General features: G+C 41.9%; 12 protein-coding genes. 5 read left to right on the top strand and 7 right to left on the bottom strand.

Going from position 1 to position 18,674, the window contains the following annotated elements:
• Positions 1 to 2: 2 nt before the first annotated feature.
• A complete protein-coding gene (locus tag HUW48_RS26065; RefSeq protein ID WP_182413719.1) occupies positions 3 to 1,376 on the bottom strand; it encodes a dihydroorotase in 1,374 nt (457 codons plus the stop codon).
• A 145-nt stretch (positions 1,377 to 1,521) separates the two neighbouring features.
• Between HUW48_RS26065 and HUW48_RS26060 the strand changes: the two genes are divergently transcribed.
• From HUW48_RS26060 to HUW48_RS26050, 3 genes are all read left to right on the top strand, one after another.
• Positions 1,522 to 2,880, top strand: a complete 1,359-nt coding sequence (locus HUW48_RS26060) for a DEAD/DEAH box helicase (protein ID WP_182413718.1) — start codon at positions 1,522 to 1,524, stop codon at positions 2,878 to 2,880.
• 258 nt (positions 2,881 to 3,138) lie between these two features.
• Positions 3,139 to 4,356: a metabolite traffic protein EboE gene (eboE, locus tag HUW48_RS26055; RefSeq protein ID WP_182413717.1), complete on the top strand. Its 1,218-nt coding sequence runs from the start codon at positions 3,139 to 3,141 to the stop codon at positions 4,354 to 4,356.
• Positions 4,357 to 4,553: 197 nt separating this feature from the next.
• Complete coding sequence (locus tag HUW48_RS26050; RefSeq protein WP_182413716.1) at positions 4,554 to 5,945, top strand: alkaline phosphatase family protein; 1,392 nt, start codon at positions 4,554 to 4,556, stop codon at positions 5,943 to 5,945.
• Positions 5,946 to 6,182: 237 nt separating this feature from the next.
• Here HUW48_RS26050 and HUW48_RS26045 read toward each other — a convergent pair whose 3' ends face one another.
• The 4 genes from HUW48_RS26045 to HUW48_RS26030 all read right to left on the bottom strand — a co-directional run bounded on the left by HUW48_RS26045 (position 6,183) and on the right by HUW48_RS26030 (position 9,901).
• A complete protein-coding gene (locus tag HUW48_RS26045) occupies positions 6,183 to 6,989 on the bottom strand; it encodes a transporter (RefSeq protein WP_182413715.1) in 807 nt (268 codons plus the stop codon).
• Positions 6,990 to 7,138: 149 nt separating this feature from the next.
• On the bottom strand, positions 7,139 to 7,504 hold the full coding sequence (locus HUW48_RS26040; RefSeq protein WP_246343628.1) for a transmembrane 220 family protein: 366 nt from the start codon (positions 7,502 to 7,504) through the stop codon (positions 7,139 to 7,141).
• Between the two features lie 319 nt (positions 7,505 to 7,823).
• Complete coding sequence (locus tag HUW48_RS26035) at positions 7,824 to 9,062, bottom strand: MFS transporter (protein WP_182413714.1); 1,239 nt, start codon at positions 9,060 to 9,062, stop codon at positions 7,824 to 7,826.
• 92 nt (positions 9,063 to 9,154) lie between these two features.
• Positions 9,155 to 9,901, bottom strand: a complete 747-nt coding sequence (locus HUW48_RS26030; RefSeq protein ID WP_182413713.1) for a 3-keto-disaccharide hydrolase — start codon at positions 9,899 to 9,901, stop codon at positions 9,155 to 9,157.
• Between the two features lie 472 nt (positions 9,902 to 10,373).
• Here HUW48_RS26030 and HUW48_RS26025 point away from each other — a divergent pair, with 472 nt between their 5' ends.
• Together HUW48_RS26025 and HUW48_RS26020 are read left to right on the top strand one after the other, a co-directional pair.
• Positions 10,374 to 13,772: a ThuA domain-containing protein gene (locus tag HUW48_RS26025; protein ID WP_182413712.1), complete on the top strand. Its 3,399-nt coding sequence runs from the start codon at positions 10,374 to 10,376 to the stop codon at positions 13,770 to 13,772.
• Positions 13,773 to 14,210: 438 nt separating this feature from the next.
• Entirely contained in the window at positions 14,211 to 16,937 is a 2,727-nt protein-coding gene (locus HUW48_RS26020) for a T9SS type B sorting domain-containing protein (protein WP_182413711.1), read from the top strand.
• 73 nt (positions 16,938 to 17,010) lie between these two features.
• Here HUW48_RS26020 and HUW48_RS26015 read toward each other — a convergent pair whose 3' ends face one another.
• Entirely contained in the window at positions 17,011 to 18,078 is a 1,068-nt protein-coding gene (locus HUW48_RS26015; RefSeq protein WP_182413710.1) for a sugar phosphate isomerase/epimerase family protein, read from the bottom strand.
• A 155-nt stretch (positions 18,079 to 18,233) separates the two neighbouring features.
• Positions 18,234 to 18,590, bottom strand: a complete 357-nt coding sequence (locus tag HUW48_RS26010) for a four helix bundle protein (RefSeq protein WP_182413709.1) — start codon at positions 18,588 to 18,590, stop codon at positions 18,234 to 18,236.
• Positions 18,591 to 18,674: the final 84 nt, after the last annotated feature.

Raw genomic sequence — 18,674 nt, 5'->3', positions numbered from 1 at the left:
CCTTAATTATTCAACGTTTCGGAAAAATTTTTCTTCATAATTTCCCGGTCAAACAATAAACGCTCGCCGAACTTGGTTTCGTTAAACTGCCCATTCGCATAAGCCAAATGCCCCGAAACAAAGCTATGTGTAATTACCGACTTAAATGTTTTCCCTTCAAACGGTGACCATTGGCACTTGTAATAAAGAGTATCTTTACTAACCGTATGCGTTTGGTTTAAATCAACCAACACTAAATCAGCGTAATAACCTTCCCGGATAAAGCCCCGGTGCCGCACCTGAAAACATATAGCCGGCGCATGACACATTTTTTCTACAATCCGCTCTAAACTTATTTTGCCCTCGTGGTAAAATTCGAGCATGGTATGTAAAGAATGCTGCACCAAAGGTACCCCCGAAGGCGATTTTTTGTAAATATTTTGCTTTTCGTCCCAGGTATGCGGCGCGTGGTCAGTAGCAATTATATCCAACCGGTTATCTAGTAAACCTTCCAGTAAAGCTTTTTTGTGGCGTGCTTCTTTTACCGCTGGGTTGCATTTAATTTGCGTACCCAAAGTTTCGTAATCGGCTTTATCAAAATACAAATGATGCACGCACACTTCAGCGGTAATTTTTTTCTCGGCCAAAGGAACATGGTTCTGAAATAAAGCCAGTTCTTCTTCCGTGGAAATATGCAGAATATGCAATCGGGTACCGTATCTCTGAGCCAGTTTAGTAGCTAAGTACGACGATTTAAAACAAGCGGCCTCATTTCTAATCTCCGGATGGCAACTTACCGGAATGTCGTCGCCGTATTTTTCTTCGTACAAAGTCATGTTATCCCGGATGGTTTGCTCGTCTTCGCAGTGTACCGCAATTAACAATTGTGCTTTCTCGAATATTTGCTCCAGAGTACTTGCTTCATCTACCAGCATATTACCCGTAGAAGAACCCATGAATATTTTAATACCGCAAACCGTATTAGGGTTGGTGAGTAGTACTTCGGCCAGGTTATCGTTGGTGGCACCCATGAAAAAAGAATAATTTGCCAGCGATTTCTCAGCCGCCAAGGCATATTTTTCTTCGAGCAATTCCTGAGTAACGGTATTCGGTACGGTATTGGGCATTTCCATGAAAGAAGTAACCCCACCGGCTACAGCCGCCCTTGATTCGGTGTAAATATCGGCTTTATGCGTCAGGCCAGGGTCGCGGAAATGAACCTGGTCGTCGATTATTCCCGGTAATAAATACTGGCCGGAAGCATCGATTACTTCATCCGCTGTTTCATTTAAATCGGGAGCTATGCGGGCTATCCTACCCTCTTGAACCAACACATCGGCCTCAAAAATCTGACCTTCGTTTACAACCTGGGCATTTTTAATCAGAAAGGTTTTCATGCGGCGAAGTTAGCAATTCAAAAATAGTTTTAGACAGGAAAAAATTCCGAAAATAACGCTGTTTTATGATTAATCTAAACAGACATTCGTAAGAAGAAAAATCATTCTACGAGAAAAATTTACCTTTGTGCTAAATATTACTTTGATGGAAGAGAAAGAAGCTGCCCCAACTATAACTTTTGAAGATTTTAAACTAAACCGCCAGTTGCTAAATGCCGTGGCCGATGCGGGTTATACCACCCCTACGCCCGTGCAACAGCAAACCATTCCGCTTATTACCGCCGGGCACGATGTAATGGGCGTGGCGCAAACAGGCACTGGTAAAACTGCCGCGTACCTATTGCCCTTGCTCATGAAAGTAAAGTACGCGCAAGGCCTGCACCCGCGAGCAATTATTTTATCCCCTACCCGCGAGTTGGCCATGCAAATAGAAGAGAGTATCCGGCAGTTGGCTAAATATACCGATTTACGCTTTTTAGCAATTTACGGTGGCATTGGACCTAAAACCCAAATTGAACAGATAAAAAAAGGCTTGGATATTCTGGTAGCTACGCCGGGGCGCTTAATGGAAATTTATTTAAAGGGCGATTTAGTTTTAAAAGAACTAAAAACCCTGGTACTCGACGAAGCTGATAAAATGATGGACATGGGATTTATGCCGCAAATACGGAGCATTCTGGAAGTAATTCCGCGTAAACGCCAGAATTTGCTATTCTCGGCTACCATGCACCCGCGCCTCGAAAATTTAACCGCTGAGTTTCTCGAATTTCCGATGAAAATAGAAGTAACTCCGTCGGCTACCCCCGTAGAAACGGTGTCGCAGGTATTATACCAGATTCCGAATATGCAAACGAAATTAAATATGCTGCGCTATTTATTTAAAGACGAGGAAACCTTTACCCGCGTTATTTTATTTACCCGCAGCAAAACCAACGCCGAAAAAGTAGCCGCATTTGTGGACGATAGCGCCCGCGGTACGGTACGGGTTATTCACGGTAACAAAGGCCAGAACACCCGTATTAACGCTATGGATGCTTTTAGAAGCGGCGAAGTTCGGTTTTTAGTGGCTACTGATGTAGCTTCCCGGGGTATTGATATATCGGGCGTGAGCCACGTGATAAACGTTGATGTGCCTATTATTTACGAAGATTACGTGCACCGTATTGGCCGCACCGGTCGGGCTGAGCAGGAAGGCGCTTCCATTATTTTTGCCACCGAAGCCGAAATGCACCACATCCGCGAAATTGAAAAAATTATTAATATGGCAATTCCGGAAGAACCGTTGCCGACCGAAGTAGAAATAGCGAAAACTAAATTTGCTGAAGGTCAGGAAATGGCCAAGGAAATCGATAAACAAAAGCGGCGGGCCAATCCGGACTTTAAAGGGGCCTTCCACGAGAAAAAGCAACACTTACACGAAGGCGTTATTGATAAGCGTACCGGTAAACCTTTTGAGGAGAAAAAACCTACTAAAATCCGGGGTTTCCGCCGGAATAAATCGTAATTTTTGAATCGCGGATTTACGCAGATTATTTTTTGAATGAAGTAAATGGCTCATTTAAATTATTAAAAGGTATGGAAAAGCTACCCACCTCAGATAAGGTGGGGTTGGGGTAGTAGATTTTAAACCAATTTCGTGCTATTAATTAAAAGTCCACTTACAGCAAAAGGCTATTCACATAAATAAATAACTTAACTTTTTACTTTTTTACCTCATTCCCGTTAATTTTCCAGTTCTCTATACAAAGCAAAGTAATCCTTCATGAATATCGGACAAGGCTACCATTTAACCTATTGCACCAACATCCATCCCGGCGAAACCTGGGCCGAAGTTTTCGAAAGTCTTAAAACCTACGTTTTACCTATTAAAGCCCATTTATCACCGGATAAACCCTTTGGAATTGGTTTGCGCCTTTCAGACCGGGCCAGTAAAGATATAATTACTCAAAACTATCTGGCCGAATTTAAATTCTGGCTCCAACAGAATGGCTTGTATATTTTTACCATGAACGGTTTTCCATTTGGCGGCTTTCACGGGCAAGTGGTAAAAGATGCCGTACATCATCCCGATTGGACGACTGAGGCTCGGCTCGAATACACCCAACGCTTGAGTCGTATACTGGCCGAATTACTTCCCGAAGGTATGGACGGCGGTATCTCCACCTCGCCGCTATCTTATAAACCCTGGCTGGGCAATGATCCGGCGCATACCGAAGAAATTTTAGAGCAAGCCACTACCCATATGGCTAGGCTGGTAGAAAGCTTATACCAACTGCAACAAGAAACCGGCAAAACCATTCATATTGATATAGAACCGGAACCCGACGGTTTACTGGAAAACGCCGCTGAATTTTTAAATTATTACAAAAGCTGGCTTTTACCGGTAACTATTGATTATCTGGGAACTCAACTTGGTTTATCAGCGGATCAGGCCGAAAAAATTACTAAAACGCACATTCAGTTGTGCTACGATGTGTGCCATTTTGCCTTGGCCTACGAAGAACCGCAAACTGTTTTGCAACAACTAGCAGAAGCAGGCATTCAAGTGGGTAAGATACAAATTAGTGCAGCTCTAAAAGCTCAATTTTCGGGCGATAGTGAAGAGCGCGAAGAAATAAAGCAAGCATTTCAGCCTTTCGTAGAATCTACTTACCTGCATCAGGTTTTAGTAAAAAATGCGGATGGTTCAATTGTGCAATACCCCGATTTACCTCCGGCACTGGAGCATATTCAGGATGCAGAGGCTACCGAATGGCGTACTCATTTTCACGTTCCTATTTTTGTAGATAGGTTTAACCGCCTGCAATCTACCCAAGACGAGATAATTAAAACCTTACAATTATTACCTGATAACCCGGTAACCAAACATTTAGAAGTAGAAACTTATACCTGGGGAGTTTTACCCGGTGAGCTAAAACAAGATTTGGGAGCTTCTATTGAGCGCGAACTATCCTGGGTATTAGCACAATGGCCAGAATAAGGTTAGATTAATAATCACGGCTAGTTTTTCTTTTATAACTAAATAGTGCTACTGATTTAGGTAGATAATGCCTGAACCAGTAAATTATAAATAATACACTTAGTTCAGTTAACAAACCGTTGTACTCTTTGATAATTACTTTTATTTAAACACAAGACTTATTGCTTATATAGTTTTGTTATTAGAGCAAGAATAAAATGCGTAAAACAGTAGTTCTGGATGTAGTAGGATTAACTCCTGCCGCCATTGGCGAAAATACTCCTTTTTTAAAAAAATGGTCGGATAATGCCAAGCTAGCGTCCGTTGGCCATGTATTGCCAGCCGTTACCTGTTCCGTACAATCTACTTATCTTACCGGCAAGTGGCCCAGCGAACACGGTATTGTAGCCAATGGTTGGTATTTCCGGGATGTGTGCGAAATCCGCAACTGGCACCAATCTAATAAACTGGTACAAGCGCCTAAAATTTGGGAAGTAGCCCGTGAACAAGATCCTACGTTTACTTGCGCTAACATTAACTGGTGGTATGCCATGAATTCCACCGCCGATTATACAGTTACTCCCCGACCGCAGTATTTAGCCGATGGCCGTAAAATGCCAGATTGCTACACTTACCCCATGGACCTACGCGATAAGCTCACGCAAAAGTTAGGCACTTTCCCGCTGTTTGAATATTGGGGACCCCGTACAACCATTAACGCCAGCCGTTGGTTGGCAAATGCAGCTATAGAAACCGATAGATTGTACGATCCTACGCTTACGCTCGCTTATTTACCGCACTTGGATTATAATACCCAACGGTATGGCCCGCAGGATGCCCGGGTGGCCAAAGACTTACTGGAAATAGACCAGTTGGTAGGCGAGTTAATTACCTATTTCGAAGGCCGGGGTGCCCAGGTAATTATTCTGTCGGAGTATGGTATTGCCAAGGTAAGCCAGCCCGTACATTTAAACCGGGTTTTGCGGCGGCACAATTATATTTCCATTCGCGAAGAACGTGGCTTAGAATTGTTAGACCCAGGCACTTGCAAAGCTTTTGCCGTAGCCGATCATCAAATTGCGCATATTTATGTAAACGATCTATCCAAACTCGCCGAAGTTCGGAAACTAATAGAAAGCGTACCCGGCGTAGAGAAGGTACTGGGTCCGGAAGAAAAAGCAGCTTACCACATCGACCATGAAAGGGCCGGTGAATTAGTAGCTATTGCAGATAAAGATTCGTGGTTTACTTACTATTATTGGTTGGATGATGCCAAAGCTCCGGATTTTGCCCGTGTTATTGATATTCACCGCAAGCCCGGTTTCGACCCGGTAGAAATGTTTACCAATCCGGAAATTAAAATGCTTATGCCTAAAGTAGGGTTTAAAGTATTAAAGAAAAAACTCGGTTTCCGGATGCTTATGGATATTATTCCGCTGGATGCTACTTTGGTAGGTGGCTCACATGGTCGCCAACCAGAATCGCCTGTCAACGGACCTTTGTTTATAACAAAAAATAAAAACCTGCTTCCAACTGATTCTATCGAGCCCACTCAAGTATTTGATATAATGCTGGCACATTTACAACAAGAGCAAGAGGTTTACAGATAATATCAAGTCCCTCAGGAGGAAACTATTGAGCTACCTAGCCAAATAGTTTCCTCCTGAGGGATTCAAAATTTAAATACTACTGATACAATCTAATGGTACCAAGTAGTATTTACTCTAAGAGTATTTTACAAAGAATGAAACCTGGTACTAGGTTTCATTCTTTGTAATCCTTATGGCAGTTAATTAAGAGTTTGGGTATTACTAATTACTATAATCTATCTGAAATAACAGCCAACATTAACGAGGAATGCGCCAAGTTATACCCCCTCCAATATAAAAATCGGGCGCTGCTTCGGATACGCTGGTTCCGCTAAATACATCCAGTTGTAAGTTAGGCAGTACTTTATACATAAAACCACCATTAATACTACTATCTACCGGCTGATTCACAGCTTTGGTGGCTTCGTACTCGGCAAAGGTCTGGAGGTTATCGTTTAGTTTAAAATTAGCATTAACGCTGTATATCATTTCGCCACGATACTCTTCTTGGTCTTTATGCTTCCGGTAACCCACATTGTATTGTAGATTCAACTTTTCAGTAAGTTCGTTTTTAAATAGCAACCGGACTTCTGGCGCGGCATGCGGCGGACGAAGATTCTTACTGCCTACGGGTAAAGTTACATTACCTAAAACGCTTATATAAGGCATAGCCCCTTCTCCTTCTACTAATGCTATTTTAGTACCTACCCGCACGTTATCAAGCCCTTTTAATTTTCCCGGTTGACCTGGCGCAGTATTTCCTTCAATGTATTGGTGCTTTTGTTGCTCAAAATCTACGTTAAACCGTAGTTCAACTTTTTTCAATATTCCTACCCGGATTAAGGTAGTAGGATATATAAAATCTTTTTCCTGCTCTTCTTTTGTTTCATCTTTCCGGTATTCCAGGCCGGTTTCAATCTGAATGGTTTTGTGCGGCACTATGGTGGCTCCTTGGCTAAAAGTAGGCCGATCGGATTCCAGTTCTTGTGGCTCCGAAGTAGTTTGAGCGAGTGTAATACTTGGCAGAACTAAAGGCAAAAAAATTAATAGTAAAGTATACTTCATATGAAAATACGATTGAAAATGTTTTGCCTACGAGTACGCATAAATAATAATAAAGATGTTGCTTAAGCTACCCAATATAGCTACTGGTTAATCAATAAAAAAAGCCGGTGGTTACCGGCTTTTTTTATTGATTTAAATTACAGAAAGAGTTAAGTAATAATGTGCTTGTGCCGGTTTAAGGCCAAAAAGTAAACTACCAAAGTAAAACCAGCAATTGCAAGGCCCAACGATTCGCGGCCTTCTTCAATGTTTATGGTTTTCATGCCATGTTGCAAAGCAACCCCTTCCCAATGGGCAGGCCACATATAATACGTTCCCGCCAGATAAATTAAGGCTAAAATTAAAAGTACTGGTTTCAGGCTGTTGCCGCGCCCAAAGAAAATTAATAGGGATATAACCGCCGGAATAAGATAAATGGGCATCCAATAATAAGGATCCGGATCGTTATACTGCACGGCTGTAGCATACAAGAAGGCTAGGGCCATTACTACACAAAAAATTCTTAAAGGACTCATAATGAAAGAATGTTTTCTATTTTAACGTTAAATATATTTAATGTTATGGTAACTAAAGCTGATTTACATCATCGTCTTACTTGATTTTTAATAACAAGCCTCTAATTTTTAAATTTATTATCTACTCAAGGTATAAAGTAATACACTTTCTTGTATTTTATTATAAAAACAAAACAAGATATCTCTCCGAGGATGTATTGATCCGCTTTACCTCAATGGCTTCGATATTTTCTGCAATTAAAAAGAAAAGGCTGCCAGTGTTCCAGCAGCCTTTTCTTTTTTAATATTAAGATCACATTTGTTACTGATCTTTTTAAAATTAATAATGACCAGCCATTTGCATTTCTTTGGTTTTTTTGGAATTTCTTTGCCAGAAAAACAAAATGGTAAACAGCACAATTAAAATAGCCGGAAAAGAAAGCATTTTAAGCAAGGTAGCCTGACCAGTAGCTAATTCTAAAGCACTTCCGGTAAGTCCCTGAGCGGTATATGCTGCATTGGAACCTTCGATCCAGCCACCAATAATTGGCTGAAAAATACCAGAAGAAAACATTCCTACAGCCCCGATGATGGACATACCAAGCGCACTGCTTAATGGAACTCTTTGGGCTACAGCCCCTACCATTACTGGCCAGAAATAACAATAACCCAAAGCATAAATAACAGCTGCCACATACGCCATAGAACCCGTTACAGTACTAAACATATAAATACCAATAGCGGTAAAGATGGCGCCAAACAGTAATACTCCCGTTTGACCAAGAGTTGCTACCACTGGACCGGCGAAAAATCTGCCTATTGTTACTAATCCCGCAGTTAAAGCTAAAATTAACATTGGGTCGGCACCACTACTGCCCAATATAATTCCTACCCATTGGCCAGGTCCAAATTCAGATATAGCAGTAAGAGCCATACATACAATCAAGAAGATGTATAACGGGCTAAGCATAGCTTTTATATTCTGACCAAGTGAAGTAGCCACTTCTACATGAGGCTTAGGGAAAGTTTTTCCTAAGAACAAAATAAAATAAGCAATAGCTGGTATCATAATTACTCCCATTTGGGCCTGCCAGCCTAAACCGGCATCGCTCATAAACTTGGAAATTAGTGAACCCATAATAATCCCACCTGGAAACCACATGTGAAACCTGTTTAACATTTTGTTCATGGTTACCCCGGAATACATGTCGGCAATCATTGGATTACAAGCTGCTTCTGTACAGCCCGTACCTAAACCTATACACAACATGGAGATAAGTAAACTCACATAACCCGTAGCAAAAACGGTAAGCAACACTCCCAATGTGTGCGCCACAAAAGCTATCCTCATGATGTTTTTGGGCCCTAACGAATGATAAACTAACCCACCTATTACCATGGAAATAGGGAAACCAAAAAACCACATAGAATTAATAAGTCCTAATTGGGTTTCGGTAAGATTAAAATCCGCCTGAAGTTGAGTTAGAATACCGGCCCTGATTGAATAAGATAATCCAGTAGTAATAAGGGCAAAGCAACTCCCATAAAACAATGCATTTTTGTTAATGTTGTCGTTCATTATGATTTAAGTTTAGAGTTTTTTAATGTGGAAGAGTTATGATAGATTAAAGTATCATCTCATTGATTGCGTACTATAATCCTGGCAGCTTACTATAGCTGACGGATTTTGATATTTTTATACCAAACTTTATCGCCGTGATCCTGTAAGGCTATATGGCCTTTCTTAATTTTACCGTATCCTGGCATAGAAGCAAACTTGCTTTCTTTTACTAAAGCTTGCCACTCAGGGCTGCCTAATTGGTATTCTACTACTTTTTTGCCGTTTAACCAATGCTCTACATGGCCTTTATTTACTACTAACTTAACGTGGTTCCATTGGCCAACTGGCTTTACAGCTGGCGCCGACAGAGGAATCATGTCGTAATTAGCGCCGGCCTGGCGGTTACCATTTTTACCTTGTTTCGCATCGGGGTGTTTATCATTATCGAGTACCTGCATTTCCGGGCCGGTATGGTAAGTAGCCTCGTACTGCGGATCTTCGGACACATTATATATAATACCACTGTTACCGCCTTCCGAGATTTTCCAGTCGAGCAACAGTTCGTAATTTTCGTATTGGTTTTTAGTAATCAGATCGCCCGCTCCTTTCCCTACTAACGTAATAGCACCGTCTTCTACGCCCCAGCTGGCTGGCACATTTTCTTTGCGAAAACCGCGAAACTGATTAATGGTTTTTCCATCGAAAAGCAAAGTGTAACCTGCTTTCTTTTCTGCGGCAGTTAACGTATTATCGCTTTTCCCAGTAGTTTGCCGGACCTTTAGGGTACCCGCATACGAGGCAGAAACGGCTAAAGCAAATAAGGCTAACAGTTTTACTTTTTTTAGACTAATCTTCATTAAAGCTTTGTTTAAAGTATGATGTGGTAAACTGAAATTTGTCTAAAAATAAATAATTTAAAACTAATCGGCGCAATATTTTTTATCATTAAAGATTGAATTTTATTTATTTTGTAAATTATACAATATTATGCTTAATTAAGTAAATCATTTAAACTAAAACCCGTTAAACATTGAGTTTTATTTAAAGAATTCCGCCCTCAAAAATTCCACCTATCTGCTTTAAACTAACATTTTGAGCAAAACACCTTATAAGAGTAGGTTTACGCGTTATAGAAAGTAAATTCGGGAAAAGAAAGAGATAACCTTAGGTAAATAAAATCAGTTTTTATAATTATTCTGAAATGAGTTAACTTAGACGAAAATTTAGTTTCGTAAATAGTAGTATGACCTAACACCCTGTTGTCTCCTGTAACAAACCGTAAGAACACGTAAAAACAAACAAATACTAAATAGATTAATAAAAAAAGTAATGAAAATTAAAAATACCTGGCGGCTTGTAGCCGGAAGTACTTTTGCCATTTTGATTCTGGCATTATTTACTTTCAGCAAATTAGTAGTAAAGCCGAAAATCTTAATTTTTAGTAAAACCGCTGGTTATCACCATGCCTCTATTGCCAAAGGCCAGCTTGCTCTCCTTCAATTAGCCCGCGAAAACGATATGGACGCGGATACCACTACCGATTCAACTGCTTTTAACGACTCTAATTTAAAGCAATATGCCGCCGTGGTTTTCTTAAGCACTACTGGTAATGTGTTAAACAATTACCAAGAAGCAGCTTTTGAACGGTATATCCAGGCAGGTGGTGGTTTTATGGGAATTCACGCTGCTGCCGACACCGAATACGATTGGGGCTGGTACGGCCGACTGGTAGGTGCTTACTTTCTGAACCATCCGAAGCAACAGAATGCGGTTGTACAGGTGATTGACCGCAAGAATGGTGCTACTAAACATCTTCCTAAAAAATGGAAGCGCTGGGACGAATGGTACAGCTACAAAAAAATAAACCCGGACATTAAGGTGTTAATGAACCTGGATGAAAGCACCTACGAAGGCGGCAAAAATGGCAAAAACCATCCGATAGCCTGGTACCACGAGTACGATGGCGGGCGCGCATTTTATACCGGTTTAGGCCATACCGATGAATCGTATACGGATCCACAATACCTGAAGCACGTTTTAGGAGGACTTCGTTATGCTATTGGGAAGAACGAACCTTTAGATTATGCCAAAGCTAAAACTCAAAACGTACCGGAAGATGATCGTTTCGTAAAAACCTTACTGGATCAGGGCAACTTCAACGAGCCTACCGAAATGGCCATATTGCCTAACCTGGATGTTTTAGTAGCGCAACGCCGCGGCGAACTCATGCTGTACAGCCAGAAAGAGCAAAAAGTAAAACAAGTAGGCGCGCTAAACGTGTACTTTCGGACGAATACCAAAGGCGTTAATGCCGAAGAAGGAATACTAGGTTTAGCGGCCGATCCGGATTTTAAAACCAATAATTACGTTTATCTCTATTACAGTCCCGCCGATACCTCAGTAAACCGTTTATCCCGGTTTACTTTCCGGGGCGATTCTTTGGATCGTAAATCAGAAAAAATGATTCTGCAGCTTTATTCACAACGTGAAATTTGCTGCCATACTGGTGGTTCTATTGCGTTTGGCCCTGATAAGTTGTTGTATCTTTCTACCGGCGATAATTCTACCCCTTTTAACGAACCTAATGCCCGTTACGTAAGCTCGGGCTTTGCTCCTTTAAACGATATTCCTGGTCATATTCAATACGATGTTCGCCGGTCTTCGGGCAATACCAACGATTTACGCGGTAAAATTCTGCGCATCCGCGTAAAACCTGATGGTACTTACGAAATTCCGGAAGGTAACTTATTCCCGAAAGGTACAGCTAAAACCCGCCCGGAAATTTACACCATGGGTCATCGTAACCCGTATCGTATTTCCGTCGATCAGAAGAATAGCATTTTGTACTGGGGCGAAGTAGGACCCGATGCCCGCGAAGACAGTATGGCTACCCGCGGACCACGCGGGTACGACGAAGTAAACCAGGCCAAAAAAGCCGGGTTCTTTGGCTGGCCATTATTTATCGGTAATAATTACCCTTACCGGGCTTTTGATTACGCTACTGGTAAAAGTGGTGAACTTTTCAATCCGGCCAAGCCGATTAATAACTCCCGCAACAATACAGGTTTAACTGAATTACCTCCAGCTATGCCAGCCTTTATCTGGTATCCATACGCTGAATCGCCAGAATTCCCGCAGGTAGGCACTGGTGGCCGTAATGCCATGGCAGGTCCGGTTTATTACTCCGATATGTATCCGAAAGAAACCCGTTACCCCGATTATTATAACGGCAAGCTCTTTATTTACGAATGGATCCGCGACTGGATAAAAGTAGTAACCTTAAATAAGGATAATAACTACGATAAAATGGAGCCCTTTATGCAAAACGCCAAATTAGCGGCGGTTATTGATATGGAAGTAGGTCCGGATGGCCGGCTTTACTTATTGGAATACGGTAAAGGCTGGTTCTCGAAAAACCCCGATGCTGGTATCTCGCGCGTAGATTACTTAGCTGGTAACCGTCCGCCCAAAGTATCTACTTTAGACATCGACAACCTGAACGGTAACTTGCCATTTACCTTTACTGCCAGCGTAAAAGCTACCGATCCGGAAAAAGATAATTTAACTTACGTGTGGAGTATTGGCGATATTAAAAAAGAAACTAAAGAGCCTAGCCTGAAATACACCCTGAATAAAGCCGGTGATTATAAAGTGCAGGTACAAGTACTGGACGACAAGAAAGCTTTCAGCAGCAGCAACGTGGTAACAGTTTATGCTGGTAATGAACAACCCGTAGTAAACATCGCCATTCAGGGCAATAAATCTTTCTACTTCCCTAATAAACCGGTTAATTATTCGGTAAAGGTAGTAGATGAAGGAGCGAAAGTAGACCCGAAAAACTTGTTTGTTTCTACTGATTATATTCAAGGTCGCGACATGGCGGCGGCTTCTACTGGTCACCAGGTAATTTCAGAAGCTATTTTGGGCAAAAACCTGATGATGAACTCCGATTGTAAAGCTTGCCACAGTATTACTGAAAAATCTATTGGGCCAGCTTTCACCGATGTAGCCAAGCGGTACCAGAAAGATACCCGCGCACATGATTACCTGATTGGTAAAATTATCAAAGGTGGCGGCGGTGTTTGGGGCGAAAACGTAATGCCAGCTCACTTAACCATGAAAGAAGGCGACGTACGACAAATTGTTACCTTTATTTTATCGCTGGCTAATGCGGATAGTAACAAACCTAGTTTACCAGCAGTTGGTAAGATTGTACCTAGCATAAACGAAGAGAAAAAGCAAAATAATGTATTCCGGTTAATGGCGACCTACACCGATGCTGGTGGCGCCGGTATTCAACCTCTTTCCGGTTCCCAGGCTATTTACTTGCGCAATACCACCATGGATGTGTCGGATTTCCGCGAAGTAAAAGGCTTTGCGCCTAAAGACTCCGCTGGTGCTCGTTACTTAACTTTACCCAATACCGAAGGCTACATTAAAGGCGAACAACTGGATTTAACCGGTATTAGCCGCATTGAGTTAGCTGGCTTTGGCAGTGGACGACCGGGCAAATACCAGGTGGAGTTACGTAGTGGCAAAGCAAATGGTACTATCATTGGGCAAACCACGGTTGATTTTGCCGATAACCGGCAAAAAGTAACGGCCAGTGTACCAGTACAGAAAAACGCGACAAACGGTCAATTACAAGACGTGTATTTAGTAATAAAACCTGTGCAACCAGGCGGGCGCGCTTACCTGAAAACAGTTAGCTTTATTCCCGAATCCTAGTACTTTTTATTAAGTAAGTTAAAAACCGCTTTCCGGCAAGGCCCATTCAGCCTACCGGAAAGCGGTTTTTAATTTTATAGACTAGTTATAATTACTGAGATGGTAATACTAATTAATCTTTAGGATTTGCTTTTCAAGTTTTGTTGCCTGGTAAAAAAATTAGTAAATAATTAGAAAATAGATTAAAGCGGCCTGTTCTGGTGAGCAGGCCGCTTTAATTTTCTTCCCTGTTTAAGCAAAAAACTTAAAATCCAGAATTCTCTATCCTACTTTATTCTTTGGCAATCACACTTCTACTTAATCTATTTTAAATTTACTTCTCGTCAGCACCTGACTTCCTTAAAATGTGGTCCTCTTAATTTTTTTTCTTAAAGAAACTTGCAGCAGGATACGCCAATACCAGTTCTTTCCTATATTACTTCTAAATACCCGAAAGAAATGCTACCGCTAAAACTTATCGCCCGAAAAGTTTATCTCCTTATTACATTGGTGCTTCTCGCGGTGCCTGGTTATGCGCAAAACGAAGCAACTATTTGGTATTTGGGGAATGGTTACGGTTTAGATTTTAAGCAAGGTTCACCGGAAATTATTAACGCAGGAACCGAAGAAGGGTTCTCTACTTATACATATTCCAACACGGCTGGTCAGGTACTTTTATCGGCTAACCAGCAGGGTATTTTTAATAAAAACAATATACTTATTTCCAATGGCTCTTGGAATATAAATTCGCAAAGTGAAATTTATATTATTCGAAAACCTACTTCCCGAACGCTATTTTACATTTTTTACGTCGGATACATTAGTGTTTCCAGCGAACAGTATTCCGAAGCCAATAATGCCGTAATGTACACTCTGGTAGATATTACCGGTAACAATGGCTCGGGCGCAATACTCGAAAAAGATAAAGTTATTTACTCTAATTTACACGGTTCCTTTACGGTTTCTGCGCTATGTGCGAATAACACGTACTGGTTAGTTGGGGAAACTAATACCAATGTCCAAACAGAGATTGGCACAGATCTATTTCTGGCATATAAGATTACCCCGGATGGTATAGCAACTACCCCCGTACGCTCCGAGCCAGTATCCATTGGCAACTCAAGTGATTTAAAGTTTTCTCCTCAGGGCGATAAAATCGTGTTTGGCTATGATGGTAACCCTGGATACGAAGGAACCGGCATTGCTGATTTTAATCCGGAAACCGGAAAATTGGCAAAATCTTTCCGGCTGGAGGCTAGAGGCTGGGAAGCAGAATTTTCAACTTCCGGTAAAAAACTATACCTAAACGATTTATATCAAAATACCAGAAAAATGTGGCAGTTCGATCTTAGTTCAACGGATGCATCGGAAATTTTGGCCTCTAAAATCCTCGTTTATTCTGGCTCCATTAATTTAGGCTTTTCGCAACTGGCCCCCGACGGCAAAATCTATCTGACACAACCAGACAACAACACGGCCTTAGCCGTAATAAATTATCCGGAACGCGCAGGTATAGCCTGTGCAGTTATCCCGAACGCCTTGGTACTGCCTAAAGAAATTACCGGCCATTTACCCACTTTTGCCGCTAACTTTTTAGCAGAATATTCCTTTAAACCTAATGCCGGGCCGGACCAGGCAGTTTGCCAAAATCAGTCGGTTACGCTGGGTGGCACTAATAACCAGCAATATACGTACCGCTGGGAACCAACTAATTACCTCAGCGATCCTACTTCTCCTACCCCGGTTTTTCAATACGCCGATACCATTACTAAAAAGCTCGATTTAAACTATATCTTATATGTAAACGATGGTAATTGCGAAAGGGTGGACGAAGTTGTTATTTCAGTACTTCCTGTTCCGGAAAAATCGCTTATCAAAGGCAGTCAATCGGTTTGCCCGGGAGTAGAACTGGTAGATTATACCGTGGTGACACAGCCCGGTTACCGTTATCAATGGTCGGTGGTGGGGGGGCAGTTGGTAAGCGGCCAAGGAAGTGGTGCCATTAAAGTAACCTGGGGACCAACAAATCCCCGGGCGCAAGTTAAAGTAACCGTTTTAAACGAATTTGGCTGCGCGAGTATCGCCACCATCTTACCCGTGCGCATTAATGTAGAACTAAAACCGGAAACACCCCAAGGCCTGGAGTTAATCTGCCTGAATCAATCCGCGAAAAACCAATACACGGTTATCTATACCACTGGTTCGGTGTATACCTGGGGGATTAAAGGCGGCCTTATTACTACCGGACAAGGCACCAATTCTGTGAGTGTTGATTGGCTAGGTTTAGGCGAACATAAAATCTGGATACAAGAAAAAAGTACTACCGTAGACACGGTTTGCTTTGGCGTATCAGATACACTCCGGGTGAATGTTTTTAAAGATAATACGGCTTTAGTAATGCAAAATGTAAGCGTAAGCCTGGCCGATGAAAAGCAAGTAGAAATAACCTGGACCAGCTCAGATGCGGATCGTTTACAAGGTCCGCTTACTTTGCAACGGCGGCCCTTAGGAACTGCCACCTGGACCTTCGTTAGTAACCCCAACAACTTTACTTTTACCGATTCCGGTATAAACACCGATGCTGGCAGCTATGAATATCAAGTTAGTGGCTTTAATGGTTGTAACGAACCGATTACCAGCAACCCGCATCATACTATTCAGCTAAAAGCTGAAGCTTTAGAAAACAAGGCCAAAATTACACTAACCTGGAACGGGTACGATGGTTGGCCGGACGGAGTGGAACGATACGAAATTTGGCGCCAATTAGATGAAGAAGCAGATTTGAAACAGGTTGTTCAGGTTAATCCTAGTAATTTAACTTTCGCCGAACTTTCTTCTACCGCTGGTTTTACGCACCAGTACCGCATTAAAGCGATTGCCCGTAACAGCACCTTTATTTCCTGGTCGAACCCTATAAACCTTTCTTTTTCGCATGTACCTATAATTCCCAATATTATCACTCCCAACGGCGATGGACGGAACGACTTTTTTACTATTCGTTATATCGAGCTTTACCCAGATAATCAGATAACCATTTACAATCGATGGGGGCAGCCTGTATGGCAAAAAGATAGGTATGATAATAGTTGGTCAGCGGCCGACCTAACTATAGGTACTTACTATTACACCCTTTTACTGCGCAAAACAGGAAAACAAATAAAAGGTTGGATTGAAGTAGTCCGCTAAAATCAGGTTAAAATTAAAAAAAGCCTGTCCGGTTGGAACAGGCTTTTTGATTTATGCTGTATGTCGGAACAATTTAATCTAATCCCAGAACCTTACGGTTATAAGCTTCGTCGGAGCCAGTGCCGGCAAAATCATCAAATGCCCGCTCCGTACGACGGATCATGTGCTGCTGAATAAACGGTGCTCCTTCGGCAGCTCCATCTTCGGGGTGTTTAATGGCACACTCCCACTCTAATACCGCCCAGCCTTCGTAGTTGTACTGCGCTAATTTACTAAATATGCCCATAAAGTCTACCTGGCCATCGCCTAATGAACGGAAACGTCCCGGACGGTCAATCCAATCCTGATAGCCGCCATAAACGCCGGAACGGCCCGTTGGGTTAAACTCGGCATCTTTTACGTGGAACATTTTAATATGCTCGTGGTAAATATCAATGTATTGCAGGTAATCTAATTGCTGGAGCACAAAGTGGCTCGGATCATAAAGTAAATTTACCCGCTTGTGGTTACCAGTGGCCGCTAAAAAGCGTTCGAAAGTCACGCCATCGTGCAAGTCTTCGCCCGGGTGAATTTCGTAACATACATCTACTCCTACTTCGTCGAAAGCATTTAAGATAGGCAGCCAACGATCTGCTAGTTCTTTAAAACCAGTTTCTACTAAACCAGCAGGACGCTGTGGCCAAGGGTAAACCGTATGCCATAGCAACGCTCCTGAGAAAGTAGCGTGCGCATTTAAACCTAAATTCTGACTGGCTTTAGCGGCATATTTTAACTGCTGCACAGCCCACTCAGTACGGGCTTTCGGATTGTTCCGGTATTCGGCCGGGGCAAAGCCATCGAACATGGCATCGTAAGCCGGGTGTACCGCTACTAATTGCCCTTGTAAGTGCGTCGATAATTCGGTAATTTCTACTCCCGCGGCTTGCGCCACGCCTTTAAATTCATCGGCGTAAGTTTTGCTTTCCGCTAATTGCTTTAAATCTACAATGCTACCGGCCCAGGTCGGAATCTGCACTCCTTTATAACCTAAACCAGCGGCCCATTTACAAATACTTTCAAAAGAATTAAAAGGGGCTTCGTCGCCTAAGAACTGTGCTAAAAATATTCCGGGTCCTTTCATGTGTTTTAGTCGATAGTCCATGGACGACAGTCCACGGAAGGTTAAAAATAGTTTATTTAGTCGATAGTCCATGGACGACAGTCCACGGAGAAGTTAGTTTATTTGATAATCAACCGACCACAGTCTTCGGCTTTCTTGTTCAAATTTAGAAGCCGTGGCCTGTTGTCTGTGGTCTACTAACTATTAATTGTTTTACGTAAGGCTTGAATCATTTTTATGATTATTTCTAATTCAGAATATAAAACAGTAAAGTTTGCATCAGCAATCAAGTTTCGCTTTTTTGCGATATGCAAACATGCTACTACTTCAATTCCGGATCGCAAAGCATAACTTAAAAATTTATTAAACTCAGGGTTTGTTTGTCCGGTAGAACCTTCCGCAATGTTCAATACAATTGAATCGGCAGCTCGCTTTATCTGACTAGTAAGAACATACAACTCATCTTTCGGAAAATATAAAGTTAGCTCATGAATTTTTACTGAAAAATCAAGTGCACGCTGCCAAACTTTTAACTCCTCAAACTTAAAAGACATAATTTAGTAGATAGTCGATGGTCCACAGTCCACAGAAGGTTTACTATTTAGTTAAAGATATCATAATCAGCATTTAATAGGCTT

It is taken from the genome of Adhaeribacter radiodurans (assembly GCF_014075995.1).
Taxonomy (GTDB): domain Bacteria; phylum Bacteroidota; class Bacteroidia; order Cytophagales; family Hymenobacteraceae; genus Adhaeribacter; species Adhaeribacter radiodurans.
The sequence above is the reverse complement of the archived record's forward strand: the minus strand, read 5'-3'. Positions and strand labels throughout refer to the sequence as shown.